Genomic DNA, 26,760 nt, shown 5'->3' with positions numbered 1-26,760 from the left:
GGGAGGGCGCCCGGCACCGGGCGGACTGAACTGGAGCGTGCGTGGCGGGAAGGCAGACCGGCCGGCATCGTCGTCCGCCGGATGAGCAGGCGACCTACCGTGAGGTTTTCGCGGTGGGCGAGTTCCGTGCTCTCTGGCTCGCGCAGGCCCTGTCGTTCGTCGGCGACCAGCTCGCGCAGGTCGCGCTCGCCGTGCTCGTGTACGACCACACGAAGTCGACGCTGCTCACGGCGCTGATGTACGCGCTGACCTATATCCCGCCGATCGTGGGCGGGCCGGTGCTGTCCGGGCTCGCCGACCTCTTCCCGCGCCGGACGGTCATGGTCGTCTGCGACGTCCTGCGGGCCGGGCTGGTCGCGGTGATGGCGCTCGTGCCGATGCCGGTCGCGGGGCTGTCGGGGCTGGTGTTCCTGACGGTGCTGCTGGGGACGCCGTTCTCCGCCGCTCGCGCCGCCGTCATGCCCGACGTACTGGAAGGCGACCGTTATGTGGCGGGGTCGGCGATCGCGAACGTCACCCAGCAGATCACGCAGGTGCTGGGCTTCCTGGTGGGCGGCGCGGCCGTCGCCGTCGTCGGGACGTACGAGGCGCTCGGGCTGGACGCGCTGACGTTCGGCGCCTCCGCCGTCATCCTGGTCGGCTGGCTGCGCCGGCGGCCCGCGCCGCGGCGCGGGGAGCGCCAGGTGCTCGGGCTGTGGCGCGGCACGCGGGACGGCGTGCGGCTCGTGTTCGGCGACCCGGTGCTGCGGTCGCTGGTGCTGTTCGCGTGGCTCTGCGCGTTCTACGTGATCCCCGAGGGCCTGGCCGTCCCGTACGCCGCGACGTTCGGGGGCGGCGCGGTGACGGCCGGGCTGCTGCTGGCGGCGATGCCGGCGGGGATGGTGGTGGGCTCGCTGCTGTTCAGCCGGTTCGTCCGGCCGGCGAGCCGGCTGCACGTCATGGGCTGGATGTCGATGCTCGCGTGCCTGCCGCTGATCGGCGCGGGCGCGCATCCGCCGCTGTGGTGCGTCGTCGCGCTGTGGGCGCTGTCGGGCGTCGGCGGCGCCTACCAGCTCGCGGCCAACGCCGCGTTCGTGGGGGCGGTCCCGGCGTCCGGGCGGGGGCAGGCGTTCGGGCTCGCCCAGTCCGGCATCCTCGCCGGGCAGGGCGTCGGCATCCTCATCGGCGGCGCCGCGGCCCAGGTGCTCGGGCCGGAGACCGTGGTCGCGCTCGCCGGCGTCCTCGGCCTTTCGGCCGCCGCGATACTGACCCTGGGCTGGAACCAGGTCCGCGGCGGCGTCATCGCCGGGGCGCGCGAGCGCGTCGAGGCCGTCGTCGTCACCCCGCCGTCCGGGGGCGGCGACGAGCTGTCCGGTATCCAGGCGTCCTAGACGGCGTCCTAGACGCTGGTCCGGTTCTTGTTGACCGTGGCCTTCGTCTTCTGCACGGCGTCCTGGACGGTCGGGGAGTCGCTCGCCTTCTTGAACAGGTCCTCGGCGACCGACTTCTCCGCGCCCTCCTCGGGGATGAGCAGCCACGCGATCGCGTAGAGCGCGACGCCCGCGCCACCGAAGATCGTGAAGATGGCCAGGCCGAGCCGGAGGATGTTGGGGTCGACGCCGAGGTACCGCCCGGCGCCGGAGCACACGCCGGCGATCATCCGTCCCTCGCGGGTGCGGCGGAGCTGCTTGCTGGTGGTCTTCTCCATGTCCATGCCTCGATCATGCCCAGCCACGGGTAACCCTGACATCCGGATTCGCCCTGATTTACCCCTGAATGCCCCCCTGCCCGGTCAGGGTCGCGCCCCCGACGTACCCTCGTGGCGGACGGCCCCGGACGGAGGAGACCCCGCATGGACGTGCTGCGCGTAGACGACCGGCTCACCGACGAGGAGCGGATGGTCCGCGACACCGTGCGCGCCTTCGTGGCCGAGAAGGTGGCGCCGCACCTGGCCACCTGGTTCGAGGACGGGACGTTCCCCGCCCGCGAACTGGCGCCCGAGCTGGGCAAGCTGGGCCTGCTCGGCATGCATCTGGAGGGCTACGGCTGCGCCGGGACGAGCGCCGTCGCCTACGGGGTCGCATGCCGGGAGCTGGAGGCGGCCGACTCGGGGCTGCGCAGCTTCGTCTCCGTCCAGGGGTCGCTGGCGATGGCGGCGATCCACAAGTACGGGTCGGAGGACCAGAAGACCGAGTGGCTGCCGAGGATGGCCGCCGGTGAGGCGATCGGCTGCTTCGGGCTGACCGAGCCCGACCGCGGCTCCGACCCCGGCGACATGCGCACCCGCGCCGTCCGGGACGGCGCCGACTGGGTGCTGGACGGCGCCAAGATGTGGATCACCAACGGGTCGATCGCCGACGTCGCCGTGGTCTGGGCGCGCACCGACGACGGGATCCGCGGCTTCCTCGTCCCGAAGGGCACCCCGGGGTTCGCCGCGAGCGACATCCACCGGAAGCTCTCGCTGCGGGCGTCGGTCACCTCCGAGCTGGTGCTGGACGGCGTGCGGCTGCCGGAGTCGGCGATGCTGCCCAACGTGAAGGGCCTGAAAGGCCCGCTCGGCTGCCTCTCGGAGGCCCGCTACGGCATCCTGTGGGGCGCCGTCGGGGCCGGGCGGTCCTGCTACGAGGCGGCCGTCGACTACGCCAAGACGCGCGAGCAGTTCGGCAAGCCGATCGGGTCGTTCCAGCTCACCCAGGAGAAGCTCGCCTGGATGGAGGTCGCCCTCGGCCAGGCGGGCCTCGTCGCCCTGCACATCGGGCGGCTCAAGGACGAGGGGACCGTGACCCCGCAGCAGGTCTCGTTCGGCAAGCTCGCGAACGTCCGCGCCGCGCTGGACGTCGCCCGCGAGGCCCGGACCGTCCTCGGCGCCAACGGGATCACGCTCGAATACCCGGTCATCCGGCACATGAACAACCTGGAGAGCGTCCTGACCTACGAGGGCACCCAGGAGGTTCACCTGCTGACCCTGGGGAAGGCCGTCACCGGGCTGGACGCCTTCCGTTAAGCATTCCTTGAACCCTCCACGTAGGGTTATTCACTGGACGTCCTGCATCCGACCTGGGCAGACTCGCCCGGTCGAGCGATCTACACGAGGGAGCGGCATGAGAGTCGGCATCGTCGGGGCCACCGGACAGGTCGGGGCCAAGATGCTCGAGATCCTGGCCGAGCGGGGATTCCCGGTGGACGAGCTGCGGCTGTTCGCCTCGGCCCGTTCGGCGGGCCGCAGGCTCCCGTGGAACGGCACCGAGATCACCGTCGAGGACGCGGCCGCCGCCGACTACACCGGCCTCGACATCGTGCTGTTCTCCGCGGGCAAGACCACGTCCAGGGAACTGGCGCCCAAGGTCGCCGCCGCCGGCGCCGTCGTGATCGACAACTCCTCCGGCTGGCGGATGGACCCGGACGTCCCGCTGGTCGTCGCCGAGGTCAACCCGCACGCCGCGGCGCAGCGCCCCAAGGGCATCATCGCCAACCCGAACTGCACCACGATGGCCGCGATGCCGGTGCTGCGCCCCTTGCACGAGGAGGCCGGCCTTACCGCCCTCGTCGTCTCCACCTACCAGGCCGTCTCCGGCAGCGGCCTCGCCGGCGTCGCCGAACTGCACGACCAGGCGGCCAAGACCGTCCAGACCGCCGACCGGCTCACCCACTCCGGGACGGCCGTGGAGTTCCCCGAGCCGTCGGTCTACGTGCGCCCGATCGCGTTCAACGTCCTCCCCATGGCGGGCTCGATCGTCGACGACGGCCTCGCCGAGACCGACGAGGAGCAGAAGCTCCGCAACGAGAGCCGCAAGATCCTGGAGATCCCGGACCTGAAGGTGTCGGGCACCTGCGTCCGCGTCCCCGTCTTCACCGGCCACTCCCTGCAGGTCAACGCCCGCTTCGAGCGCCCGATCAGCCCCGAGCGCGCGAGCGGGCTGCTCGCGGGCGCGCCCGGCGTCGTCCTGTCGGACGTCCCGACGCCGCTCCAGGCCGCCGGCCAGGACCCCACCTACGTGGGCCGCATCCGCCGCGACGAGACCGTGGAGAACGGCCTCGCCCTCTTCTGCTCGGGCGACAACCTGCGCAAGGGCGCGGCCCTCAACACCGTCCAGATCGCCGAACTGGTCGCCGCGGGGAGCTAGCGGCGCCCCCGCACCTCCAAGGACTCGAGAAGGGCGGCGGTGCTCCGCGCGATCTCCTCCACGGCCCGGTCGAACGCCTCGGCGTTGTGCGACGCGGGCGCCCGGAACCCGGAGATCTTGCGCACATACTGGAGCGCCGCCGCCCTCACGTCCTCATCGGTGACAACGTCGGCATACGGCGGTCGAAGCGTCTTAATGCTGCGGCACATACCCCCAGTCTGCCCCCACCCACCGACAGCTTGAGGACCGCAGCCCCGAGGCGGCATGAACGCCCGCACGAATCTCAGCCCTCGAGCAACCACGCAACAACCTGGGAGCTCGCGATCGCGTCCGAAGGCAGATTCGAGCGAAGCAAGAATCTGATCGCGAAGCGAGCCGCCAAGGCGAGCCGGAGCGATGCCAGCGATCGCCCGCAGTGCCCGACGATGGAGGGCCGCCAGGCCCGAAGGAGGAGAGCGCTGCCATAGACACAGAGCGCCCCCCGGCATCTGCCGGGGGGCGCTGGCGGGGGGCGGGGTCCCCGGCTTCTTCCTGTGCACGGGGCGGGCCGAGATCGTCCCGTGCGGTGTACTGGTGAACGGCCCTGGGGGTGGGGGAGGGGCCGTCCACGAGTGCATCGCGGCGGGCGGTGGGGTGTCAACGAATCCATCCGCCACTGGATTTTCAATTGTGTGAACGGGGCCGTGCAAAACTCTGAAAACGGCCCTCGGCCTGCGGTTACTTGGTGATCTTGAGGTTGTCCAGGCCGGCCTCGACGAGGCTGCCCGTGCCGGCGTCGGCGGCTTCGGCGACGATGCGGACGGTCTGGCCGGCGTAGGCGGAGACGTCCGCGGTCTGCGTCTGCCAGGACCCGGCGCGGTTCGTCGCCGCGCCCGCCTGGCTGAGGACGGTCGTGGAGCCGTTCGGCCCGACGATCCGCACCCGCAGGTAGTCGTCGCTTGAGCTGTTGTTCAGGTGGGCGAGGTACCAGGAGAACGACAGCGTCTTCGAGCCGGCCGGCAGCGCGATCGCGGGCGACTGGACGGTGGTGGTGCCGCCGTCCAGGTCGTAGGTTCCGGCGTCGGTTCCGGCGGCCGCGCCCGTCACGAGGGCGCCGCTGCCGCTCGCGGCGGCGAGCTGCAGGTCGGTGCCGGAGTAGCTGGTCGGCTGCGGGGTGCCGCGCTCCCAGCGGCCCGTGGTGGCGGTGTCGCTGCCGTTCGGGTTGGCCGTCCAGCCGGTGCCCGATTCGAGGTCGTCGGAGAAGACGGTGTCGCCGGGCGGCTCCTGGGTGCCGCCGTCGCCGCCGAGCGTCCAGACGGCGTACGCGATGGCGTCGGCGTTGCGGTCGAGCGCGGTGTCGTCGATGTTGGACGCGGTGTCGCAGGAGGAGTGGTAGCAGCGGTCGAACGCCACGCCCGCCTGGCCGCCCCACAGCTGCGCCTGCTGGGTGGTCTTGCGCCCCTCGGCACCGGTGAACAGCCCGCCCGCGGCGATCCCGTACCGGATGAACGGCCCGTAGTCGGAGCGGCCGTCGAACGCGGTGTCCTGGACGGGCACGTTGATCGACTGGAAGTGGGCGCGCAGCGTCTGCTCGATCTCGGCGGATCCGGCCGGGCCGCCGCTGCCGCTGGAGCCGTCGCCGTCGTAGGCGAAGTAGCCGGGGTTGGGGGAGCCGACCATGTCGAAGTTCAGGTAGCGCTTGATCTTCGACCGCTCGGTGGAGGGCAGGTTGTTGACGTAGTAGGTCGAGCCGACGAGGCCGAGCTCCTCGGCGCCCCACCAGCCGAACCGCAAGTGCCGCTTGGGTGCGTACTTCTCGCGGGCGACGGCGAGCGCGACCTCCAGGTTCGCGGCGGAGCCCGTGCCGTTGTCGTTGATGCCGGGCCCGGCCGTGACGCTGTCGAGGTGCGCGCCGGTCATCAGCACGTCGTTGGTGTCGCCGCCGGGCCAGTCGGCGATCAGGTTGTAGCCGGTGGCGCCGTTCGAGGTGAACGACTGGACGCTGGTCTGGTAGCCGGCGGCGTCCAGCTTGCCCTTCACGTAGTCGAGCGAGGCGCGGTAGCCGGAGCGGCCGTGGGCGCGGTTGCCGCCGTTGGCGTTGGCGATGCTCTGCAACTGGGACAGGTGCGCCTTGACGTTGGAGAGCGGGATGTCGGGCGCGGCCAGGGCGGTGGGCGCGGCCGCGGCGCCGGACGGGGCGAGCAGGGCCGACGCCGCCAGGGCCGCCGCGCCCAGGGTCGCGAAGATACGCGATCTCATGAGTTCCTCCAGGTAGGGCGCGGCCCGCGACGGGGGAGCGGGCCCCGTCACGGGCCGCGGGCGGGGGGCGGTCAGGCCTTGGTGATGGTGAGGTTGTCGATGCCCGCCTCGACGAGGCTGGCGGTGCCGGCGTCGGCCGCTTCGACGACGATGCGGACGGACTGGCCGGCATAGGCGGACAGGTCGTACGTCGCCGTCTGCCACGCCCCGGCCTTGTTGGCCATGGCGCCGCTCTGGCTCAGCACGGTGCTCGACCCGTTCGCGCCGACGACGCGGACGCGCAGGTAGTCGTCGGTCGAGCTGTTGTTGAGGTAGGCGAAGTTCCAGGAGAACTTCAGCGACAGGGTGCCGCTCGGCAGGCTGATCGCCGGGGACTGGACGGTGCTGGTGCCGCCGTCCAGGTCATAGGTTCCGGCGTCGGTTCCGGCGGCCGCGCCCGTCACGAGGGCGCCGCTGCCGCTCGCGGCGGCGAGCTGCAGGTTGGTGCCGGAGTAGCTGGTCGGCTGCGGGGTGCCGCGCTCCCAGCGCCCCGTGGTGGCGGTGTCGCTGCCGTTCGGGTTGGTCGTCCAGCCCGTTCCCGACTCGAAGTCGTCGGAGTAGACGGCACCGGGCTGGCCCTGCCCGACGGTCAGCGTGTAGGTGGCCGTTCGGTCGACGGACGCGCCGTCGGCGAGGACGGTCAGCTTGTAGGTGCCGTCAGCCGTCCCGGCCGGGACGGTGACCGTCATCGTGGACGACTGCCCCGAGGTGACGGTGGCGGGCGAGAACGTCGCGGTCGGGCCGGACGGGCTGCTCGTCGCCGACAGCGAGACCTGCTGCGCGGTGCCGCCGGTGGTCTGGGTGCTGACCGTGGCGGTCGCCGTCCCGCCCGCCTGGGCGGTGCCGGAGCCGGGGCTGAGCGAGATCGAGAAGTCGTTCTGCTGGGTGCCGCAGGCCGCCTCGCCGCTCTGCGCGGGGACGTTGATCGCGCTCCACGCCGCCTTCACCGCGTTGCACTCGGTGGCCGAGCCGGGGAACAGCTGCAGCGCCGCGTTGATCGTCTCGATGCGGGCGCGGGCGTGGCTCCAGTTCGTCACCTTGCGGTTCAGGCCGCCCATGAAGATCTGGCCGGCCTTCTGGATGCCGATGCCGGTGACGGTGGAGCTGTTGCAGGTCGGGCTGGTCGGGTTGCCGTTGGTCGGGTTCGAGCCCTCGGCCAGCAGGTAGAACCAGTGGTTCTGCGGGCCGGCCGCCGCGTGCACCTCGGTGCTCGGGATCGAGGACGAGTAGCAGTTCGGGTCGCCCAGCGCGGACGGGTTGTACATGTTGCGGATCGGGCCCTGGCCGACCAGGTCGACCTCCTCGCCCACCAGGTAGTCCGGCGGGTCGTAGGTGGAGGGCTCGTTCATGTAGTGCTCGGTCAGCGCGCCGAAGATGTCGCCGGCCGACTCGTTCAGCCCGCCCTTCTCGTTGCCGTTGCCGCCGCTGTCGCCGCCGGGCGTGGTGGTGAAGACGGCGTGGCCGTTCTCGTGGCCGACGACGTCGACCGACGTGGCCTGCTTGGTGCCGGCCTGGTTGTGGCCGAAGTTGGTGTAGCTGCCGTTCCAGTAGGCGTTGACGTCGCTCAGGCCGACGCGGAGCGGGAAGCCGCCGCCGCTGCCGTTGATGCCGTTGCGGCCGAGCCAGGAGCCCAGCATGTCCCATTCCTTCTGGACCGCGTAGAGGGCGTCGACGCAGGCGGTCTCCAGGTCGGTGCCGCTGCCGTTGCCCCACGCGCTGTCGGTGCCGGTGTAGGTGGAGCCGTTCTGGCCACCGCACCGGATGCCGGAGCGCTGCGGGTCGCTCATGGACGTGGCGGCGGTGCTGAGGTCGACCGTGCCGTGGTAGTTGCTGCGGTCGTCGGCCGCGTCCCGGACCTCGTCGTAGGTCTTGACGACCTTGCCGGACCTGGCGTCGACGAACACGTGCAGCTTCGTCGGGGCCTTCTTCTGGGTGCCGCTGACGACGGTCTCATAGACGAGGCGTCCGGAGCCCTCGGCGAGCACCATCAGGCGGGGCGTGGACGCGGTCTCGACCTTGGACACGCGGGCGCGCGACGTCTTGGCGGCCTGCGCCGCGCCGATCGACGCCTTGGTCGACACGTCGAGCTTGCGGGTCTGGCCGACGGTGGTGCTCAGCACGCCGCCGCTGGCGTTGGTGGTGACGACGAAGTCGCCGCCGTAGACGGGCAGGCCGTCGTAGGTGCGCTCGTAGGCCACGTACTGCAGGCCGCGCAGGCCCGAGGTGACCCCGCGCCGGACGATCCGGTCCTCGGGGGCCTTCTTGAACGCGGCGGGCTTCGCCGCGACCAGGCGGTCGGCCGAGGCGGCGGCGACGGCGCGCGGGTCCGGCTTGGCCAGCGCGGCGGGGGCGGTGCGGGGTGTCGCACCTGAGGCGGGCGAGGACATCGCCACGGCGAGGCCGACGGACAACGCCGCCGCCCCGATCGCGGTCTGGTGTCTCACGGGGGTGCTCCTTCCACGTGCCGGGCGGGGAGGGGGTGGGGCACGTGGAGACCCTTTGTGAGGGCGCTCCATGAACCGCCGCCCGCCCGGCGGGGGGTTTGGATGGGGACTCATCCGGATGAGCTGACCCGAAGTGCACCGTGGTTCGGGAAGGGAGTCAATAAATCCATTTGGTTCTGGATTTTCAATTCTGTGGAGGGAATCTCTGAAACCAATGGAAGGCCGTGGTCTGCCAGCGCGGACGGGCCGGGCCGGTGAACCGGCCCGGCCCGTCAGGCAGGGAACCAAGGGGGCGGCGAGCGCGTTGAGGCGCCCGGCCCGCGTCAGGGGGCGATGCGGCGGCAGAGCCAGGAGAGCGCCAGCGGGTAGCGGTAGTCGATGGCGCCGTGCCCCGCGTCGAACAGCTCGAAATGGATCACGTCCTCCGCGACGCCGGCGTCGAGCAGCGCCCGGCGGAACGCCTCCGCGCCGATGTCGAGGTACCACTCGTCGCGCGTCCCGCCGTCGATCCAGATCGCGCGCTGCGACCGCATCGCCTCGGCGTGCCCGGGCACCATCCGTACCGGGTCCCACGCGAGCCAGCGCTCCCACACCTCCGGCCGCAGCACGCCGGTGACCGGGTCGAACGGCAGGTCGACCGTGCCGTCCTCGCGTGCGGAGTAGCACAGCGCCATGCCGAGGATGTTGAGCAGTTCCATGTCCTCGGGCTTGGTGAACGAGGTGCGGCTCCTGAAGTCGTCCCACCAGCGCCAGATGTCGCCGTCGTACTTGCGCAGGTGGCGGACGCACTTGGGGAACTCGGTCAGGTAGCAGTACTCGAACAGGGCGTCCCCGGCGTGCGTCGCGAGCGCGCCGAACAGGTCGGGGCGGAGCATCGGCGTGATCATCGCGCCGTAGCCGCCGCTGGACTTGCCGCTGATCGCCCGGTGCTCGGGCGCGTCGAGCGTCCGGTAGTGGCCGTCCACCCACGGGACGACCTCGTCGCAGATGTAGGAGTGGTAGCGGCCCGTGCCGGGCGAGTCGACGAACTGGCTGCCGCCGTGCGCCGTCCAGGCGTCCACGAACACCACGATCGCGGGCGGCGCCTCCCCGGAGGCGAACACCGCGTCGGCCGTCTCGGGGAACGGCTGCCGGTAGGGCATCCGGTTGCGCCAGATGCCGACGTGCCCGGTGAAGCCGGTGATCACGTAGACGCTGGGGTAGCGGCGGTCCGGTTCGTCGTCGTACCCGGGCGGTACGTACACCAGGACCGGCCGCTCGTGCGGATCGCCCAGCGGGTTGCCGCGCAGCAGCTCGCTGCTGACGGTGTGCTCTTCCAGGCGGCCGGCGAGCTCGGCGGACCACGGCTGCATCGCGTACTCCCTTGTCGCAAAGCGAATGATCAGCTCGACGCTAACCCATGGCCCGGACGTCCGGACGGGCCCGCCGTCGGGGGCGGATGTCACAATCCGGCGGGGTTCTCCGCTCCTACAGGGAAGTGAAGGAGACAGACATGACCGACAACGCCGCACGCCTTCGGGAACTGCACCGGCCGGGCGACCCGCTGCTGCTGCCCAACGTCTGGGACGCGGGGAGTGCGAAGACCGTCCAGGAGGCCGGGTTCCCGGCCCTCGCCACCGCCAGCGCCGCCGTGTCCGCCATGCTCGGCTACCCCGACCGCGAGGGGGCGCCCGTCGAGGAGATGTTCGCGGCCGCCGAGCGCGTCATCCGCGCGGCGACCGTCCCCGTCACCGTGGACGCCGAGGCCGGGTACGGGCTCCAGCCGGGTGAGCTGGTCGAGCGGCTGCTCGCCATCGGGGCGGCGGGCTGCAACCTGGAGGACACCTACGCCGGGGAGCTGGCGAAGCCGGAGACGCAGGCCGAGTACATCGCGGCCGTCCGGGAGGCGGCCGGTGACGCCCTCGTGATCAACGCCCGGGCGGACGTCTTCGTCGCCAAGGCGCCGGACCCGGTCGAGGCCGCGATCGCCCGCGGACGGCTCTACCTGGAGGCCGGCGCCGACTGCGTGTACCCGATCGCGGCGCCGCCGGACGCCCTCCCGTCCCTGGTCAAGGGGATCCCGGGGCCGATCAACGCGAACAACTTCCCTGGCACCTCGCTCAGGGATCTGGCGGAGACGGGCGTCGCGCGCGTCTCCTACGGCCCGATGCCGTACCTGCGCGCCCTGGACGCGCTGAAGGAGTTCGCCGGCCGCGTCCTGGCGAAGGAGGACCCCTACGCCTGACCTGGGGGTCGCCTACGCCTGGCCGGGTCCCCCGCACGGGCCCGGGCCGCCTGGCCAAGGGGCGACCGCACAGCCCTGAGCTCTGGCGCCTGCGCCCCGCCCGGCGTAGGCGCCTGGCCTCCGGTGCGGGCCGCGTGTGAGGGCGCTCTCACGACGGGCGCCTTGCAAGTGTCCACTTACGATGGCACAGTGAGACGAAATTCGACTCGTTGTATCAGACGTGGGCGCAGGCGCGAGCCCGTACGGAGGTGGGGCCGGCATGACCGCGACCGTTGAGGAGACGCCGCCGAAAGTCGTCCTGGACTCGATCAGCGGCATGGCCCTGGCCGCCGCCGCGGCCAACGTCGTCATGCAGCTGTCCCGCCTGCCGATCGGGCACGGCGTCGCCGAGAGCACGGTCGACAGCGGCCGCGTCGACAAGCACCCGGTCAAGCGGGCCCGCACCACGCTCAGCTACATCGCCGTCGCCATGCTCGGCACCGAGGCCGAACGCGAGGCGATGCGGCGCGAGGTGAACCGGGCGCACCGGCACGTCCGCGCGAAGGAGCCCGTCGCCTACAACGCGTTCGACCGCGAGCTGCAGCTGTGGGTCGCCGCGTGCCTCTACGCGGGCGTCGAGATGATCTACGCGATGCTGTACGGGGAGCCGTCGGAGGAGGAGGCCGCCGAGCTGTACCGGTACGGCGCCCGCTTCGGCACCACCCTCCAGGTCGCGCCGGAGATGTGGCCGCCGGACCGGGCCGCCTTCGAGGAGTACTGGCGGGCGGGCCTGGAGAAGATCGAGATGGACGACGTCACCCGCCGCTACCTGCGCGACCTCGCCGACATGCGCTTCCTGCCCGCGCCCGTCCACTGGACGCTCGGCCGGTTCCACCGCTTCCTGACGCTCGGCTTCCTGCCCCAGCCGTTCCGCGACGAGCTCGGCCTCCCGTGGACGCCGCGCGACCAGGCGCGCTTCGACCGCTTCGCCCGCGTGCTGGCACGGAGCAACCGCGCCCTGCCGGGCCCGGCGCGGATGTTCCCCTTCAACCTCTACCTGCGCGACGTCCGGCGCCGCATCAGGAGCGGGCGCCCGATCGTGTGACCTCGTCCCGGGCGCTCAGCGGGGCACCTCCCGGGCCGCGGCGTCCGCGTTCCGCGCGTTCTCCGGGTTCTCCTGGTCCCGCGCGGTGTCCGCAGTGTCCTGCGTGTCGGACGGTTTGATCTGGAGCTCGAAGTCGCCCTTGTGGTGGGTGACGCCGGCGATGACGGCGTCCTCCAGCACCTCGGCGCCCTTGTGCTGGCGGCGCATCATCGGATCGGAGCGGACGTCCTTCGCCAGCGCGACGCACAGCAGGATCAGCACGATCGCGAACGGCAGCGCGCCGATGAACGTGATGTTCTGGATCCCGTTGAGCGCCTCGTCCCCGCCGATCACCAGCATGATCGCGGCGACCCCGCCCGTCATCGCGCCCCAGAAGACCACGACCCAGCGGGACGGGGAGGTCGAGCCGCGCTGCGACAGCGTGCCCATCACGATCGACGCCGCGTCCGCGCCGGACACGAAGAAGATCGCGACCAGCACCATGACGACGACTCCGGTCACCGCCACCCACGGCAGGTGGCCGAGGACGTTGAAGGTGATCTGCTCCTCGGTCCCGTTCCCGAACGGGTTCAGGCCCTTGCGCTGCTGGTCGACGGCCGTCCCACCGAAGATCGCGAACCAGACCACGCTGACCGCGCTCGGCACGAGGATCACGCCGGCGACGAACTGCCGGATGGTGCGGCCGCGGCTGATCCGGGCCAGGAACATGCCGACGAACGGCGCCCAGGAGATCCACCACGCCCAGTAGAAGATCGTCCAGTTGGACAGGAACGTCTTCATCGGCTCGCCGCCCGTCGCGCCCGACCGGGACGCCATCTCCCCGAAGTCCTGGAGGTAGACGCCGAGCGTGGTGGGCAGCAGCTCCAGGATGAAGACGGTCGGCCCGACCACGAACACGAAGAGCGCGAGGAGGACGGCCAGCACCATGTTGATGTTGGACAGCCACTGGATGCCGCGCGCGACGCCGGACACGGCCGACACCACGAAGCAGACCGTCAGCACCACGATGACAAGGACGAGGACGGTGGTGCCGAGCGACTCGATCCAGCCCGCCTCCTGCATCCCGGTCCGGATCTGCAGCGCGCCGATGCCGAGCGAGGCGGCCGAGCCGAAGAGGGTGGCGAACAGCGCGAGGACGTCGATGACCTTGCCCGCGGGACCCGCGGCGCGGCGGCGGCCGAGCAGCGGCGTGAACGCCGAGCTGATCAGCTGGCTGCGGCCCCGGCGGTAGTGGCTGTACCCGATCGCGAGGCCGAGCACGGCGTAGATCGACCACGGGTGCAGCGTCCAGTGGAACATCGTGGTCGCCATGGCCGTCTCGATCGCGGCCTCGCTCTGCGCCGGGTCGGTGCCGGGCGGCGGCTTCACGAAGTGCGTGAGCGGCTCGGCGACGCCGAAGAACATCAGCCCGATGCCCATGCCCGCGCTGAACATCATCGCGACCCACGAGACCGTGCGGAACTCCGGCTCGTCCCCCTCCTGCCCGAGCGGGATGCGGCCGTACCGGCTGAACGCCAGCCACAGCGAGAAGATCACGAAGCCGGTCGCGGCGAGCACGAACAGCCAGCCGAGGTTCGTCAGCAGCCAGTCCAGCGCCGTGCCGGCGACCGAGCCGAGGCCGCCGGTGTCGGCCGCGCCCCAGATCACGAACGAGGCCGACAGCACCGCCGCGACGCCGTAGACGACCCAGTCGGTACGCGGCCGCTCGTGCTCGACGAGGCTCACGGGCTCGGTGCCGGGATACTCGTCGCGCTCGCCCGGCTCGGGCTTGGTCCTCTCCATAGCCCGGTCTCATGCCCGAAAGTTCAGTTTTCAGTTACGCAGGGGAGCGGTCCGTTTGCAAAATCTTTGGGTTCGCGGACTCCGGCGTCCCCGGCCGTCGGAGCGCCTCCGGCCGGGGACGGCGCGGTCAGCGGCGGGCGGTGACGCGGGTGGGCAGGGACGCGAAGCCGCGGTCGTTGGACGAGCGGACCCGCTTCGCGGCGTCGATGTCGATCTCGTAGTCGGCCACGACGTCCGCGATCTCGCCGAGCGCGATGCGGGCCTCCAGCCGGCCGAGGTTCGCGCCGAGGCAGTGGTGGCGGCCGTTGCCGAACGCGAGGGACGCGCCGGTGTCGCGGTCGAGGTCGAAGCGGTCGGGCTCGGGGAAGACGTCCGGGTCGCGGTTGGCGGCGCCGGTGAGCAGCAGGACGCGCGCGTCCGCCGGGATCGTCACGCCGTGCAGCTCCACGTCCTCGTTGGTGGTGCGGGCGAGCGCCTGGGACGGCGGGTCCCAGCGCAGGGTCTCCTCGATCCAGTCCTCGACGCGCCCGCCGAGCGCGGCGGCCCGCTGCTCGGGGTGCCGCCAGGCGGCGTGCCAGGCGTTGCCGAGCGTGAGCATCGTGGTCTCGATGCCGGCGCCGACGAGCAGGATCAGCACGCCGACGATCTCCTCCGGGGTGAGCCGGTCCTCGCCCTCGGCCGCGTCCAGCAGGCCGGACAGCAGGTCGTCGCGGCGCCGCTGGGCCCGTTCGACGGTCAGCTCGGTGTAGTAGGCGACGAGGGCGCCGATCGCCTGGAGCGCCTCGGGCGGCAGGTCGTCGCCCGCCTCGTCCCGGTACATGATCGCCATGCCGAGGTCGCGGACCTTGCCGCGGTCGGCCTCGGGGACGCCGACCAGCTCGGAGATCACGTCCGTGGGGAAGCGGGCCGCGAAGCCGGTCATCAGGTCGAAGGAGTCGCCGTCCAGAAGCGGCGCCAGGCACTCGCGCGCGATCTCGCGGATGCGCGGCTCCAGCGCCTGGACGCGCTTCTGCGTGAACGCCCGCGACACCAGGCCGCGCATCCGGGTGTGCTTCGGCGGGTCCATCGCGACGAAGGAGAAGAACCTCTCCGCGTCCGGGCCCCAGAACGCCGGCTCGATCCGCAGGCCGTTCCGGCTGGAGAAGCGGGCGGAGTCCTTCAGGGCCGCGAGAACGTCGGCGTGCCGGGAAAGGGCCCAGAAGTCGTCGGCGTCGTTGCGATGGACCGGTGACTTCTCGCGCAGTTCCGCGTACACCGGGTAAGGGTCGTCCTGAATCGCGAAGTCGAAGGGACTGTAGAAGAGATCCACGGTCGCCACCATTTCACAAAGGCCGCCGTTTCGGTCCCCCGCGGATGTGAGATTCTGTTCTTCGCCCGGTACGACCAGGGCACTTGATCTTGAGCCGCGGGGGCGCGGCGCGCAACGAAACGAGGTCGCCGTGGAAGATGAGTGGGTCCCCGCGGGGATCGACCCGACGAAGGCGCACCCGTCCCGCCGCTACAACTACTGGCTCGGCGGCAAGGACAATTTCGCGGTGGACCGCGAGTCCGCTGAGGTGGTCGCGTCCGCGTGGCCGACCGTCGGCCTGTCGGCCCGGGAGAACCGCAAATTCCTGAAGCGCGTGGTGGGATACCTGGCCGGCGAGGCCGGAATACACCAGTTCTTCGACATCGGCACCGGGCTCCCGTCGGCCGGCAATGTGCACGAGGTCGCCCAGGCGATCGAGCCGACGTCGCGCATCGTCTACGTCGACAACGACCCCGTGGTGCTCGTCCACGCCCGCGCCCTGCTGAACAGCCACCCGGCGGGCCGGACCGCCTACATCGAGGCCGACCTGCGCGAACCCGACAAGATCCTCGCGAACGCCGATCTGCGCGAGACCCTGGACCTGTCCAGGCCGGCGGCGCTGATGCTGGTCGCCACCATGCACTTCATCACCGACGACCACGACCCGCACGGCATCGTCTCCCGCCTGGTCTCGGCCCTGGCCCCCGGCAGCTATCTCGTCATGACGCACGCGACCAGCGAGCACCTCACCCCCGAGCAGTACGCGGAGAACGAGGAGGCGAACGCGCGCAGCGGCGTCCCGTTCCGGCTCCGCACCCGGGAGGAGTTCGCGCGCTTCTTCGACGGCCTGGAACTCCTCCCGCCGGGCATCACCTCGGTCGTCGACTGGCGTCCCGACGCCCCGCCGGAGGACCGCCCGTCGGTCGAGGACGTCTCCATGCTGTGCGCCCTCGCCCGCGTCCCCTGACCCGCCTGATCAGGTGCGCGCCTTGTTCACGGCGTCGACGAGGTCCTCGACGTCCTCGGCCGTGGTGCGGTGGCTGATGACGCAGGCGCGCAGGGCGGCGCGCCCGTCCAGCCGGACGGGGCTGATCCACGCGCGTCCGCTCTCCACGACCGTGCGGGCGAGCGCGTCGTGGTGGTCCCACGTCCGGTCGCCGGGGTCGGCGAAGCACACGACGGGCAGCGGGGTGTCGTTGACGACCTCCCAGCCGGTCGCGGCGAGCCTGCCGCGCAGCACGTCCGCGAGGGCGGCGTCGCGTTCGAGCTGCTCGGCGTAGCCGGCGCGGCCCGCGACGGCGAGGCTGAGGAAGAGCTTGAGGCCCATGAACCGGCGCGACCACTGCTGGGTCGAGGTGTAGGGGTCGACGGTCCCCTGGATCTCGTCCGGCATGTAGGACGTGGTGACCCGGAAGGCCTCCGCGAGGCCCTCGGCGTCGGTGGTGAGCAGCGTGCCCGCGCCCATCGGCACGCTCAGCCACTTGTGCGCGTCGAGCGTGACGGAGTCGGCGCGCTCGATGCCGTCCAGGGCGGGGCGCAGCCGGTCCGACAGCGCCGCCGCGCCCCCGTAGGCGGCGTCCACGTGCAGGCGGAGGCCGAGGCCGGCGCACAGGTCGGCCAGGTCGTGCAGCGGGTCGATCGCTCCGGCGCCGGTGGTGCCGGCCGTCGCGGCGACGAGGAACGGCAGGTCGCCGCGCGCCCGGTCGGCGGCGATCAGCTCGGCGAGCGGCCCGGCCTCCATGCGCAGCCCGGGGCCGGTCGGGACGAGGCGCACGGCGTCCCGCCCGATGCCGGTCGCGTGCGCGATCTTCAGCCAGGCCAGGTGGCTCTCGGACGACGCGTACAGGAGCGGGCGGCCGGGGAGCGCGCGCAGCCCCTCCTTCCCGTACTCCGGCCAGGTCCTGGTCAGCGCGAGCAGCACGGCCGTCAGGTTGGCCTCCGCGCCCCCGCTCGTGAACGAACCGGCCACCGCGTCGCGCGGGTAGCCGAGGCGGCCGCCGAGGAAGCGCACCAGGTGCGCCTCGATCTCCGCCGCGGCGGGGGCGTGCGACCAGGCGGCCAGCTGCGGGTTGAACGCCGCCGCGAGCGTCTCGCCGACCACGCCCATGAAGGTCGGCGTGGGGTTGAACAATCCGAAGTACCGGGGATGCGTGGTGTGGACGGTCGTCGCCCGCAGCAGCTCCGCGACCCCGTCCATAGCCTCGCCGGGCGCGACCGGGCGGTCGAAGTCGTACGCGCCGATCGCCGCACGCAGTTCGTCCACGTCCACGAGGGCGCTCACGTCCCGCCCGGCGATCTGCTCGCGCTCGCCGCGCATCAGGTCGACGACCTGCCGCCACACGCGCTCGGCCGCCTCCGCGGGCGGATCGAAGGAGGCTCGTCCAGAGGGGAAGTGGTCCATGCGTCCGAGCCTGGCGTGCACGGGGCCCGCCCCCAAGTGGCACAAGTGACCATCACCGCTAAATTAGTGACATGCACACGCTCGCCGTCGCCGTCACCGAGGGCGTGCCGATCTTCGAGCTGGCGATCCCGTGCGAGGTGTTCGGGTACGAGCGCCCGGGGCTCGCCCCGTCCTGGTACGACTTCCGCCTCTGCGCCGCTCCCGGCACCCGCACCACCGCCGGCTTCGCCGCCCAAGCCGAGTACGGCCTCGACACGCTCGCCGAGGCCGACACCGTCGTGGTCCCCGCCTGCGCGAGCGTCATCGACCAGCAGCCGCCGGACCTGGTCGACGCGGTCCGCGCCGCGCACCGCAACGGCGCCCGCATCGTCTCGCTGTGCACGGGCGCGTTCGTCCTCGCCGCCGCGGGCCTCCTGGACGGGCGCCCGGCGACCACCCACTGGATGCACGCGGGCGAGCTGGCCGCCCGTCACCCGAAGGTCATGGTGGACGCGTCCGTCCTCTACATCGACGACGGCGACGTGCTGACCAGCGCGGGCACCGCCGCCGGGCTCGACCTGTGCCTGCACGTCGTCCGCAACGACCACGGCGCCGCCGTCGCGAGCGCCCTGGCCAAGCGCCTCGTGATGCCCGCGCACCGTCCCGGCGGCCAGGCCCAGTTCATCGACGCGGCGGTGCCCCTGGCCGACGCCGACGAAATGGGCCCGCTCCTCGACTGGGCGCGCGAGCGCCTCCACGAACCCCTCACCGTCGCCGCCCTGGCGCGCCGCGCGAACGTCACCACCCGCACGCTGATCCGGCGCTTCCACGCCGCGACCGGCACGACCCCGATGGCCTGGCTGCGCGGCATCCGCATCGACCACGCGCGCGAACTCCTGGAGACCACGTCCCTCCCCGTCGACCAGATCGCCGAGCGCTCCGGCCTCGGCAGCCCGGCCAACCTCCGCCACCACTTCACCCGGGCGGTAGGCGTCCCCCCGACCGCCTACCGCCGCGCTTTCTTCCAACAGTCCCGGCCCACTTCGCTCGCCTGGCGGCTCGCTACGTGACCGTGCCTGGGCGAACGCGGCATCGCTTCGCGATCTGCCCGGTGCCGCTCGCCTCCGGCTTCGCCGCACCGGGCAGGTCACGCGTTCGCGCGCGTGGCCGAGGACACTTCGAGCCAGGCCCTAGAAGACCGGGGTGCCGTTTCGGACGAGCTTCCAGTTCTCCACGTGGAACGTCGTGGGGTCGATGGTCCCCGCGGCGGACGCGTACTCGACGATCGCCTCGCGGATCGCCACCTGGGCGTTGTAGACGACCGGGGCCGCGGCGATGTGGGGGAAGCCGCCGCCGCCCGACTGGCGGTAGTTGTTGACCGCGACGACGAACTTCTGGTCGTCGGCGACGGCCTTGCCGTCGTAGGACAGGTTCGCGATGCGCGAGCCCGCCGGCTTGGCGATGTCGACGTCGTAGGCGACGCCGGAGAACTGGTCGTAGTTGTAGTCGGGGCGGTTGTTCGCGTTCGTCCACGAGGCCGGGTCGACCGGGGCCGCGGGGTCGACCTGCTTGAAGTACTGGGCCGAGTACTCCAGGTACGCCTTGATCTGGGAGCCCGTCAGGATGCTCGCCAGCAGCGTGTTGTCGTAGATGTAGAGGCCGGCGATGTCCCGGATCGTCACCTTGCCGGCCGGGAAGGTCGCGGCGCGGCTGAAGGGCGCGGCGATCGAGACGACGGGCAGGGACGCGTTCTCGGTGCCCGCGACCGCCTCCTTGACCTTCGCGGTCTGCACCAGGTGGATGTAGTCCAGGATCGCGGTGTCCTTCCAGCAGGACTCCGCCGCCGACATCTCCTCGGTGGAGGTCGCGACCTCCTTGTTGACGTAGGCGACCACCGCGTCGTGCTGCTTCTTGACGAGCGTGACGAGCTCCGGGTCCTCCTCGACCGTGTTGCTGTTCACGGTCGTCGCGGACTTGCCGGTGACCTTCCAGCGGCCCCGCTCGTGGACGAGGGTGAGGTCGAAGACCGACAGGCGCTGGCCCCAGCACTTCGGCTCGCTCAGCACGACCGTCCGGCCGGTGGCCTTGTTGGTGACGAACCGCTGCGGGATCTCCAGGTGAGCGTGCCCGAACAGGATCGCGTCGATGCCCGGGACCTGCTCGGCGACCAGGGCGGCGGCGTTCTCGACGGGCAGCGCGTCGCCGTAGGACGAGGTGCCGCTGTCGCCGGAGTGGGCGCTGACGACGACGACGTCCGCGCCCTTCGCGCGGATGACCGGCACCCAGCGCCGGGCCGTCTCCACCAGGTCCAGGAAGTCGAGCTTGCCGGAGACGTTGGCCTTGTCCCAGATCGCGACGCCCGGGTTGGTGAGGCCGAGCACCCCGACGCGGATCGGCGGGTAGCCGCGGACCCGCATCGTCTTGATCATGTACGGCAGGTAGGCGGGGCGGCGGGTGCCGGCGTGGACGGCGTTGGCGGCGAGCACCGGCGCGTCCATCTGCTCGATCCACCTGTTCAGGAACGGGATGCCGTAGTTGAACTCGTGGTTGCCGAGGGCCACGGCGTCGTAGCCGATGGCGTTCATCTGCCGCGCCATCGGGTGGATCCCGCCGGTATCGGTGATCGGCTCGACGGAGGCGTAGTAGAAGCCGAGCGGGGTGCCCTGGATGGTGTCGCCCGCGTCGAAGAGCAGCGTGCGGTCGCGCCCGCGGTCGGCGCGGATCTGGTTGACGAGGCTGGACACGCGCGCCAGGCCGACCACGTTGCCGGCGCTGTCGGTGTACTCGGCGTCCTTGTAGTAGTCCCAGTTAACTACGTGGCTGTGCAGGTCGGACGTGCCCATGACGGTGATCGTCACGGACTTGCCGGGGGTCGCAGCCTGGGCGGAGCCGGGCCATCCGGCCAGGGCGAGCGCGCTCGCGGCGGTCAGGCCGCCGAGGACCTGCCTGCGGCTGACGTCCGGCACGCGGCACGAGCACCAGCGGGGCTCAGGGGCCTTCGGATTCTCCATGACGCACTCGTTCCTTCCGCAGGGGTGACGGCAGAACGATAGAGGCGCAGCTCAGGATCGCTTTCGGCGACATCCTCCGATCCTTGGGCGGATTCGTTGGCAGTCCTTGTGCACGGTGTCCGGCCCGGCGCTGTTCGATCTCGTGCCGGAGGCCGCCGGACATCGGGCGGGCACGGCCGGCGGCGCCCCGCGCGAACGCCCGGTCAGGCCGCCGCCTGGCCGGGCGTTCCGTCGTATCGGGGGTACTTCGCCTGCTGAGGCGTGTGTCCGAAAACCGGGGGCTGGGTGGTGTGGCGTGCGTCACAGTGGTGATGGCGTGTCCCAGTAGCGCACTACTTGAACGTCCTTGTTGCCTTTTCGCCACTATTGCCGTGTTTGGCGTTTCGTGTTCCTCTATTTAAGGCAATGTCTGATTGCGGACCCCGCCGGCCGTTTCCGCGCCGCCGTCCGCCCGCCCGCCAACGAGCCGCCCATCGAGCCGCCAGCCGTCGAGCCCACCCAGCCCGTCGACCCACGCCACGCAGCGACAGCGGAGGTCCGGATGCGCAAGGAGACGCTGGAGAGCTTCGTCCTCGGGGACGTTCTCCGGTCACAGGCGCAGGTGCACCGAAGACAGACGTTCCTCAGGTTCCGCGACGGGGAGATCAGCTACGGCGAGGTGGACGCCGCCGCCGACCGGCTGGCCCGCGCGTTCTCCGCCGCCGGCATCGCGCGCGGCGACCACGTGGGCGTGATGCTGCCCAACTGCGCCGACTTCGTGCACGTCATCTTCGCGCTTGCCCGGCTGGGCGCGGTCGCCGTACCGATCAACATCGCCTACCGGGGCGAGCTGCTCCGGCACGTCCTGGACAGCTCCGACTCCGGCCGGCTCATCATCGACGGCCCGTACGCCGAGCGGCTCGTCGAGATCGCCGACCGGCTGCCCAAGCTGGAACGGGTCATCGTGCGGGGCGCCGCGGCGGCCGGGGTGCTGCTCGACCGGCTCGGCAAGCCCGCGCGGGACATGTCCGCGCTCCCGGCCGACGGCTCCGGTCCGGTGGACGCCGGCGTCGCCTTCAGCGACATGCAGGCGATCATGTACACGTCCGGCACCACCGGGCCGTCCAAGGGCGCGATGGTCCCGCACGCCCTCGCGCTGACCTGCGCCTACGACTCGCTCGACTTCCTCGACCGCTGGGGCAAGACGATCTACTGCCCGCTGCCGCTGTTCCACGCCGCCGCGCTGTGGGACGGCATGCTCTCGGCCCTCCTCGGCGGCGGCTCGATCGCGATCGTCGAGAGGTTCAGCGCGTCGAGGTTCTGGGACGACGTGCGCCGCTTCGACGCGCAGGTCTGCATGAGCGTGTTCTCCATGATCCCGATCCTGCTGAACCGCCCGCCGACGTCCCGCGACCGCGACCACCGGCTGGAGACGTTCTACATGGGCAAGTCCAACCTGGACGAGCCCCTGCGGGAGCGGTTCGGTGTCCGGTCCGTGGAGACCTACACCAGCACAGAGGCGGGCATCGCGACCGGCAGCCCGTACGGGGAGTGGCGCGTCGGCTCGTGCGGGCAGGCGCACGAGGAGCGGTTCCAGGTGGCGGTCGTGGACGAGCGCGACCGGGAGGTCGGGCCGGGCGAGCCGGGCGAGCTGGTGCTGCGGCCGAAGCAGCCGTTCGTCCTCACGACCGGCTACTACGGCAACTGGGAGGCCACGACCCGCTGCTTCCGGAACATGTGGTTCCACACCGGCGACCGGGTATGGCGCGACGACGACGGGTACTTCTACTTCCTCGACCGGATGAAGGACGCCATCCGCCGGCGGGGGGAGAACATCTCCGCGTTCGACCTGGAGACCGAGATCAACCGGCATCCGGCGGTACTGGAGTGCGCCGCGATCGGCGTGCCCTCGGAACTGGAGGACGAGGACATCAAGGTGTCGGTCGTGGTGCAACCGGACACCGGGCTCGACCCGGAGGAGCTGGTGGCCTACTGCGAGGAGCGGCTGCCGCGCTCGATGGTGCCGCGCTACGTCGAGTTCATCGACGCGCTGCCGCGCACCCCCACCGACAAGGTCGCCAAGTACAAGCTGCGCGCGCAGGGCGACGGCGGGATCACCCCGACCACCTGGGACCGGGAGGCGAGCGACCGGTGAACTGGGACGACACGCCAGAGCAGGCGGCCTTCCGCGAGGAGGTCCGCGCCTTCGTCGAGGAGCGGTTCCCCGCGTCGTACCGTCCGGCCGGGGACGAGGAGCACAGCCTCGAACCCGAGGACGTCGCCGGCTACAACTGGCCGGTCGACCGGGTCGCGGACGATCCCGAGCGGCGCGAGGGCGCGCGGGCCTGGGCGGCGGCGCTGGCCGAGCGCGGCTGGATCGCGCCGCACTGGCCCCGGGAGTACGGCGGCGCGGGCCTGTCGGCGCTGGAGGAGTTCGTCCTGCACGAGGAGATGATGCGCGCCCGGGTGCCGACCGTGAACGGCATCGGCGCGTTCCTCCTCGGCCCGACCCTGCTGGTCCACGGCACCGACGAGCAGAAGGCCGTCCACCTGCCGCCGATCGCGGCGGGCGAGGCGACGTGGGCGCAGGGCTTCTCCGAGCCGGAGTCGGGCTCCGACCTGGCCTCGCTGCGCACCCGCGCCGTCCGGGACGGGGACGAGTACGTGGTCGACGGCCAGAAGGTGTGGACGTCCCTGGGCCAGTACGCCGACTGGCTGTTCGTGCTCGTGCGCACCGACCCGTCCGCCGAGCGCCCCCACCGCGGCATCACGTTCCTGCTGGTCGAGGCCGACTCGCCCGGCGTGACGATCCGCCCCATCACCGACATCCGCGGCGCGGTGCCGTTCTGCGAGATCTTCTTCGAGGGCGTCCGGGTGCCGGTGGCGAACCGGGTCGGCGAGGAGAACCGCGGCTGGTACGTGGCGATGTCCGCGCTCGGCTTCGAGCGGGCCGGGATCGGCGCCACCATCAAGTACGAGCACGCCCTCGCCGATCTGGTCGCCTACCTCAGGTCGCCGGAGGGGGCGCGGCACGCCCGGCGGAGCCCCGCGCTGCGGGAGGAGGTCGCGCGCCGGCGGACCGAGATCGCCGTCCTGTACAACCTGGCCCGCTACACGGTGTCGCGGCAGGCGGCGGGCGACGAGCCCGGCTTCGAGGCGTCCGTCAACCAGCTGTTCGGGGCCGAGCTGCACCAGCGGCTCGCGCGGACGGGCGCGCTGGCGTTCGGGCGGTCCGCCGCGCTCTGGGACCGCGAGGGGGCGCCCCTCGACGCGGTGTTCACGCACATGCGCCGGGACTCGGTCGCGTCCACCTTCCTCGGCGGCACCACAGAGATCCAGCGCAACGTCATCGCCACCCGGGGCCTGAACCTGCCCCGCGGCTGACCACTACGGGAGGAGCCACGGACATGCCCGAGGACTACGAGACCGTCGACCTGCGGATCGAGGAGCGGGTCGCCTGGCTGACGCTGAACCGGCCGGACAAGCTCAACGCGCTGACGCCCACGACGATGACGGAGCTGCGCGACATCTTCACGCGCGTGGACGACGACGAGGACGTCTGCGTCGTGGTGCTGCGCGGCGCGGGCGAGCGCGCGTTCTGCGCCGGCATGGACCTCTCCTGGTCGGAGAAGCTGACCCCGCGCGAGCGGATCGAGCAGGGCCGGCTCGGCGAGAAGACGTTCGCGATGATGGAGCGCCTCTCGGTCCCGGTGATCGCGGCGGTGCACGGCTACGCGGTCGGCGGCGGCCTGGAGCTGGCGCTCGCGGCGGACTTCATCATCGCCTCCGACGACGCCAAGATGGGCCTCGTCGAGATCACGCTGTCGGCGCGTCCCCCGTACCGCCCGAAGATGACCGAGGACGGCGACCCCGACCAGCCCGAGTTCGGCGGATCCGCGCCCGGCTGGGGCGGCGTGAAGCGGCTGCCGGAGCGGATCGGCAAGGCCCGCGCCAAGGAACTGCTCTTCACCGGCGCCCGCATCGGCGCCGAGCGCGCCCTGCAGCTCGGCCTGGTCAACGACGTGTATCCCGCCGCGGAGTTCGACAAGCGGATCGGCGAGCTGGCCGAGCGGATCGCGGCGATGAACCGCTACAACCTGCGGCTCGTCAAGGAGCTCGTCACCTACGGCTACGACTGGATCGAGCCCCACCCGAGCTAGGAGGACCCGTGCAGATCTACCGAATCGATCATGTCGCGCAGGTGACCCCCGACCTCGAGACGCAGGTCGCCTTGCTGGAGGGCCTGTTCGGGTTCCGGCGCGTCCGGAGCTGGGACAACCCGGCCGAGGGCGTGCGCGGCGCCCGGCTGGAGATCCCCGGTAGCCGCGGCCAGGCCTGGGAGGTCGTCGCGCCCGCCGGCGACGGCGGCTCGTTGCGGACGTGGCTGGACGAGCACAAGGGCCGGCCGGGCCTGCACCACGTCGGCGCGGAGGTGCCCGACCTCGAAGCCGTCCGCGCGGAGCTCGAGGTGCGCGGCATCAAACCGACCGACTGGGCGCGGGGCGGCTGGCTGGAGGCGTCGCTGAGCCCGCCCGAGCACGGCACCGGCGTGCTGTGGCGGCTCCGCGGGCCGGGCAGCCTGGACATGTGCGGCGACACCGCCGCCGCCGCGGCCGCCGAGCCGTCCCCGCCGGACGGCCCGTCCCTCGGCGTCGTGGCGCTCGACCACATCTGCCAGGCCTTCCACGACCGGGACGTCCTCGCCCGCTGGTACCACGACCTCGCCGGGTTCGTGCAGGTCTGGCGGACGGCGGACGAGGAGCACCCCGACATGGCCGACCTCGTGCTGAACATCCCCGGCTCTGCGATCTGCTGGGAGGTCATCATGCCGCGCGGGGAGGACTCGTTCATCGACCGCTTCCTGGAGCGCGGCGGCCCGGGCGCGCACCACGTCACCTTCGAGGTGGCCGACTGGGACGCGGCGCTGGCGGCCTGCGACCACCACGACGTCCCGACCTTCGACGACGAGGAGGGCGTCACCGACGGCGCCGCCTGGAAGCACACGTTCATCCACCCGAAGCACACCGGCGGCATCCTCGTCCAGCTGTTCTGGGAGGAGCGGCCGGGAGTGTGGGTCCGCTCGGACAAGGTGCCGCCGCCATGGACCTGAGCCTGACCGAGGACCAGGAGTTGATCGCCGCCACGGCCCGCGAGCTCCTGGAGTCCAAGGCCGCGACGGCGGGCGCGCGGGCCCTGGCCGGCGACCCCGCCGGCCACTCGGCGCCGCTGTGGAAGGAGATGGTCGAGCTCGGCTGGCCGGGCCTCGCCTTCCCCGAGGAGCACGGCGGCGTCGGCGGCGACTTCCTGGACGTCTGCCTGCTGTTCGAGCAGCTGGGGTACGCGCAGGTCCCGAGTCCGCTGCTGGCGTCGGTCGCGTGCTGCGGGATGCCGGTCGCGCGGTTCGGGACGTCCGCGCAGAAGGAGCGCTGGCTGAGCGCCATCTCGGAGGGCCGGATCGTGACCGCGGCACCGCTCCCGTGGGACCGCCCTGGCGAGGGGCTGGTCGCGACCCGCTCCGAGTCCGGCTACCTCCTGGAGGGCACGGCCACCTTCGTGCCGTTCGCCGCGTCCGCCGAGAACATCCTGCTGGTGGCCCGGCTCGACGGCGAGCCGCACGCCTTCTGGGCCGACGCCGCCGACGTCACACTGAAACCACTCGGGACGATCGGCCACGACCGTCCCTGCCACGCCGAACTGGACGGCCTGCGGGTCCCCGACGAGGACTCCATGGGCCCGGACGCCGCGAACGCGATCTCCCTCTTCGGCGCGGCGGCCACCTGCGCCGAGATGGTGGGGGCGGCGCAACGCGTCCTCGACATGACGGTCCAGTACGCCACCGAACGCGAGCAGTTCGGCCGCGCGGTCGGCTCGTTCCAGGCCGTCCAGCACCACTGCGCGAACATGGCCATCGACGTCCTCGGCTCCCGCTTCACCGCCTACGAGGCCATCTGGCTCCTCTCGGCGAACCGCGACGCCGCGCAGGCGGTGGCGATGGCCAAGGCCTGGGTGAGCGAGGCGTACGAACGAGTATGCGCCCTAGGCCACCAGGTACACGGCGCCATCGGCTTCACCCAGGAACACGACCTGCACCTGTTCTCCGAACACGCGCTGACCGCGTCCCTGGCCTTCGGCGACGCCCACTTCCACCTGGACGAACTGGCAACGTCCCTCGACCTGCCCTGACCCGC

At 71.8% G+C, this 26,760-nt stretch carries 21 protein-coding genes; 12 read left to right on the top strand and 9 right to left on the bottom strand.

Features of this window, described 5'->3' with window-relative positions; translation table 11 throughout:
* Window positions 1-113: 113 nt before the first annotated feature.
* Window positions 114-1,370 (top strand): MFS transporter, encoded by a 1,257-nt coding sequence (locus K4S16_RS27435; protein WP_235037109.1) that lies wholly within the window; start codon window positions 114-116, stop codon window positions 1,368-1,370.
* 8 nt (window positions 1,371-1,378) lie between these two features.
* Here K4S16_RS27435 and K4S16_RS27430 read toward each other — a convergent pair whose 3' ends face one another.
* Window positions 1,379-1,693 carry a PspC domain-containing protein gene (locus K4S16_RS27430; RefSeq protein ID WP_149261908.1) on the bottom strand — a complete coding sequence of 105 codons (315 nt, stop codon included), beginning with the start codon at window positions 1,691-1,693 and terminating at the stop codon, window positions 1,379-1,381.
* Between the two features lie 138 nt (window positions 1,694-1,831).
* On the opposite strand from K4S16_RS27430, the gene K4S16_RS27425 reads away from it, so the two are divergent.
* Together K4S16_RS27425 and K4S16_RS27420 are read left to right on the top strand one after the other, a co-directional pair.
* Window positions 1,832-2,983: an acyl-CoA dehydrogenase family protein gene (locus K4S16_RS27425; RefSeq protein ID WP_149261907.1), complete on the top strand. Its 1,152-nt coding sequence runs from the start codon at window positions 1,832-1,834 to the stop codon at window positions 2,981-2,983.
* 97 nt (window positions 2,984-3,080) lie between these two features.
* The gene (locus K4S16_RS27420; protein ID WP_149261906.1) at window positions 3,081-4,103 is read left to right on the top strand and encodes an aspartate-semialdehyde dehydrogenase; all 1,023 of its coding nucleotides are present in this window, start codon (window positions 3,081-3,083) and stop codon (window positions 4,101-4,103) included.
* Here K4S16_RS27420 and K4S16_RS27415 read toward each other — a convergent pair.
* The 4 genes from K4S16_RS27415 to K4S16_RS27400 form a co-directional block, all read right to left on the bottom strand.
* Window positions 4,100-4,312, bottom strand: a complete 213-nt coding sequence (locus K4S16_RS27415) for a DUF2277 domain-containing protein (RefSeq protein ID WP_149261905.1) — start codon at window positions 4,310-4,312, stop codon at window positions 4,100-4,102. The two genes, K4S16_RS27420 and K4S16_RS27415, sit on opposite strands and share 4 nt — an antisense overlap.
* A 508-nt stretch (window positions 4,313-4,820) precedes the next feature.
* Window positions 4,821-6,341, bottom strand: a complete 1,521-nt coding sequence (locus K4S16_RS27410) for a M28 family peptidase (RefSeq protein ID WP_149261904.1) — start codon at window positions 6,339-6,341, stop codon at window positions 4,821-4,823.
* Window positions 6,342-6,412: 71 nt separating this feature from the next.
* Window positions 6,413-8,824, bottom strand: a complete 2,412-nt coding sequence (locus K4S16_RS27405; RefSeq protein WP_235037108.1) for a M4 family metallopeptidase — start codon at window positions 8,822-8,824, stop codon at window positions 6,413-6,415.
* A gap of 323 nt (window positions 8,825-9,147) precedes the next feature.
* Window positions 9,148-10,176 (bottom strand): esterase family protein, encoded by a 1,029-nt coding sequence (locus tag K4S16_RS27400; RefSeq protein ID WP_149261903.1) that lies wholly within the window; start codon window positions 10,174-10,176, stop codon window positions 9,148-9,150.
* A 140-nt stretch (window positions 10,177-10,316) separates the two neighbouring features.
* Between K4S16_RS27400 and K4S16_RS27395 the strand changes: the two genes are divergently transcribed.
* On the top strand, window positions 10,317-11,048 hold the full coding sequence (locus tag K4S16_RS27395; RefSeq protein ID WP_149261902.1) for an isocitrate lyase/phosphoenolpyruvate mutase family protein: 732 nt from the start codon (window positions 10,317-10,319) through the stop codon (window positions 11,046-11,048).
* Window positions 11,049-11,307: 259 nt separating this feature from the next.
* Window positions 11,308-12,132 carry an oxygenase MpaB family protein gene (locus K4S16_RS27390; RefSeq protein WP_149261901.1) on the top strand — a complete coding sequence of 275 codons (825 nt, stop codon included), beginning with the start codon at window positions 11,308-11,310 and terminating at the stop codon, window positions 12,130-12,132.
* Between the two features lie 15 nt (window positions 12,133-12,147).
* On the opposite strand, the gene K4S16_RS27385 is transcribed toward K4S16_RS27390, so the two are convergent.
* Together K4S16_RS27385 and K4S16_RS27380 are read right to left on the bottom strand one after the other, a co-directional pair.
* Entirely contained in the window at window positions 12,148-13,914 is a 1,767-nt protein-coding gene (locus tag K4S16_RS27385; protein WP_149261900.1) for a BCCT family transporter, read from the bottom strand.
* A 127-nt stretch (window positions 13,915-14,041) separates the two neighbouring features.
* A complete protein-coding gene (locus tag K4S16_RS27380; protein ID WP_149261899.1) occupies window positions 14,042-15,223 on the bottom strand; it encodes a cytochrome P450 in 1,182 nt (393 codons plus the stop codon).
* Window positions 15,224-15,353: 130 nt separating this feature from the next.
* Here K4S16_RS27380 and K4S16_RS27375 point away from each other — a divergent pair, with 130 nt between their 5' ends.
* Window positions 15,354-16,169 carry an SAM-dependent methyltransferase gene (locus tag K4S16_RS27375; protein WP_149261898.1) on the top strand — a complete coding sequence of 272 codons (816 nt, stop codon included), beginning with the start codon at window positions 15,354-15,356 and terminating at the stop codon, window positions 16,167-16,169.
* A 9-nt stretch (window positions 16,170-16,178) separates the two neighbouring features.
* Here K4S16_RS27375 and K4S16_RS27370 read toward each other — a convergent pair whose 3' ends face one another.
* Window positions 16,179-17,603 carry a pyridoxal-dependent decarboxylase gene (locus K4S16_RS27370; protein WP_149261897.1) on the bottom strand — a complete coding sequence of 475 codons (1,425 nt, stop codon included), beginning with the start codon at window positions 17,601-17,603 and terminating at the stop codon, window positions 16,179-16,181.
* A gap of 71 nt (window positions 17,604-17,674) precedes the next feature.
* Here K4S16_RS27370 and K4S16_RS27365 point away from each other — a divergent pair, with 71 nt between their 5' ends.
* Window positions 17,675-18,652, top strand: coding sequence for a helix-turn-helix domain-containing protein (locus K4S16_RS27365; protein ID WP_149261896.1), 978 nt, complete (start codon window positions 17,675-17,677; stop codon window positions 18,650-18,652).
* 120 nt (window positions 18,653-18,772) lie between these two features.
* On the opposite strand, the gene K4S16_RS27360 is transcribed toward K4S16_RS27365, so the two are convergent.
* The gene (locus K4S16_RS27360; protein WP_149261895.1) at window positions 18,773-20,593 is read right to left on the bottom strand and encodes a bifunctional UDP-sugar hydrolase/5'-nucleotidase; all 1,821 of its coding nucleotides are present in this window, start codon (window positions 20,591-20,593) and stop codon (window positions 18,773-18,775) included.
* Between the two features lie 541 nt (window positions 20,594-21,134).
* On the opposite strand from K4S16_RS27360, the gene K4S16_RS27355 reads away from it, so the two are divergent.
* From K4S16_RS27355 to K4S16_RS27335, 5 genes are read left to right on the top strand one after another with little or no spacing between them, the layout of a single operon-like run.
* Window positions 21,135-22,727 (top strand): AMP-binding protein, encoded by a 1,593-nt coding sequence (locus K4S16_RS27355; RefSeq protein WP_149261894.1) that lies wholly within the window; start codon window positions 21,135-21,137, stop codon window positions 22,725-22,727.
* Window positions 22,724-23,956, top strand: coding sequence for an acyl-CoA dehydrogenase family protein (locus K4S16_RS27350; RefSeq protein WP_149261893.1), 1,233 nt, complete (start codon window positions 22,724-22,726; stop codon window positions 23,954-23,956). The genes K4S16_RS27355 and K4S16_RS27350 overlap by 4 nt, the downstream gene beginning before the upstream one ends.
* A gap of 23 nt (window positions 23,957-23,979) precedes the next feature.
* On the top strand, window positions 23,980-24,732 hold the full coding sequence (locus tag K4S16_RS27345) for an enoyl-CoA hydratase/isomerase family protein (protein ID WP_149261892.1): 753 nt from the start codon (window positions 23,980-23,982) through the stop codon (window positions 24,730-24,732).
* Between the two features lie 8 nt (window positions 24,733-24,740).
* The gene (locus K4S16_RS27340) at window positions 24,741-25,682 is read left to right on the top strand and encodes a VOC family protein (protein ID WP_149261891.1); all 942 of its coding nucleotides are present in this window, start codon (window positions 24,741-24,743) and stop codon (window positions 25,680-25,682) included.
* On the top strand, window positions 25,673-26,755 hold the full coding sequence (locus K4S16_RS27335) for an acyl-CoA dehydrogenase family protein (RefSeq protein ID WP_149261890.1): 1,083 nt from the start codon (window positions 25,673-25,675) through the stop codon (window positions 26,753-26,755). Before K4S16_RS27340 ends, K4S16_RS27335 begins: the two co-directional genes overlap by 10 nt.
* Window positions 26,756-26,760: the final 5 nt, after the last annotated feature.

The organism is Actinomadura sp. K4S16 (assembly GCF_008327685.1).
Taxonomy (GTDB): domain Bacteria; phylum Actinomycetota; class Actinomycetes; order Streptosporangiales; family Streptosporangiaceae; genus Spirillospora.
The sequence above is the reverse complement of the archived record's forward strand: the minus strand, read 5'-3'. Positions and strand labels throughout refer to the sequence as shown.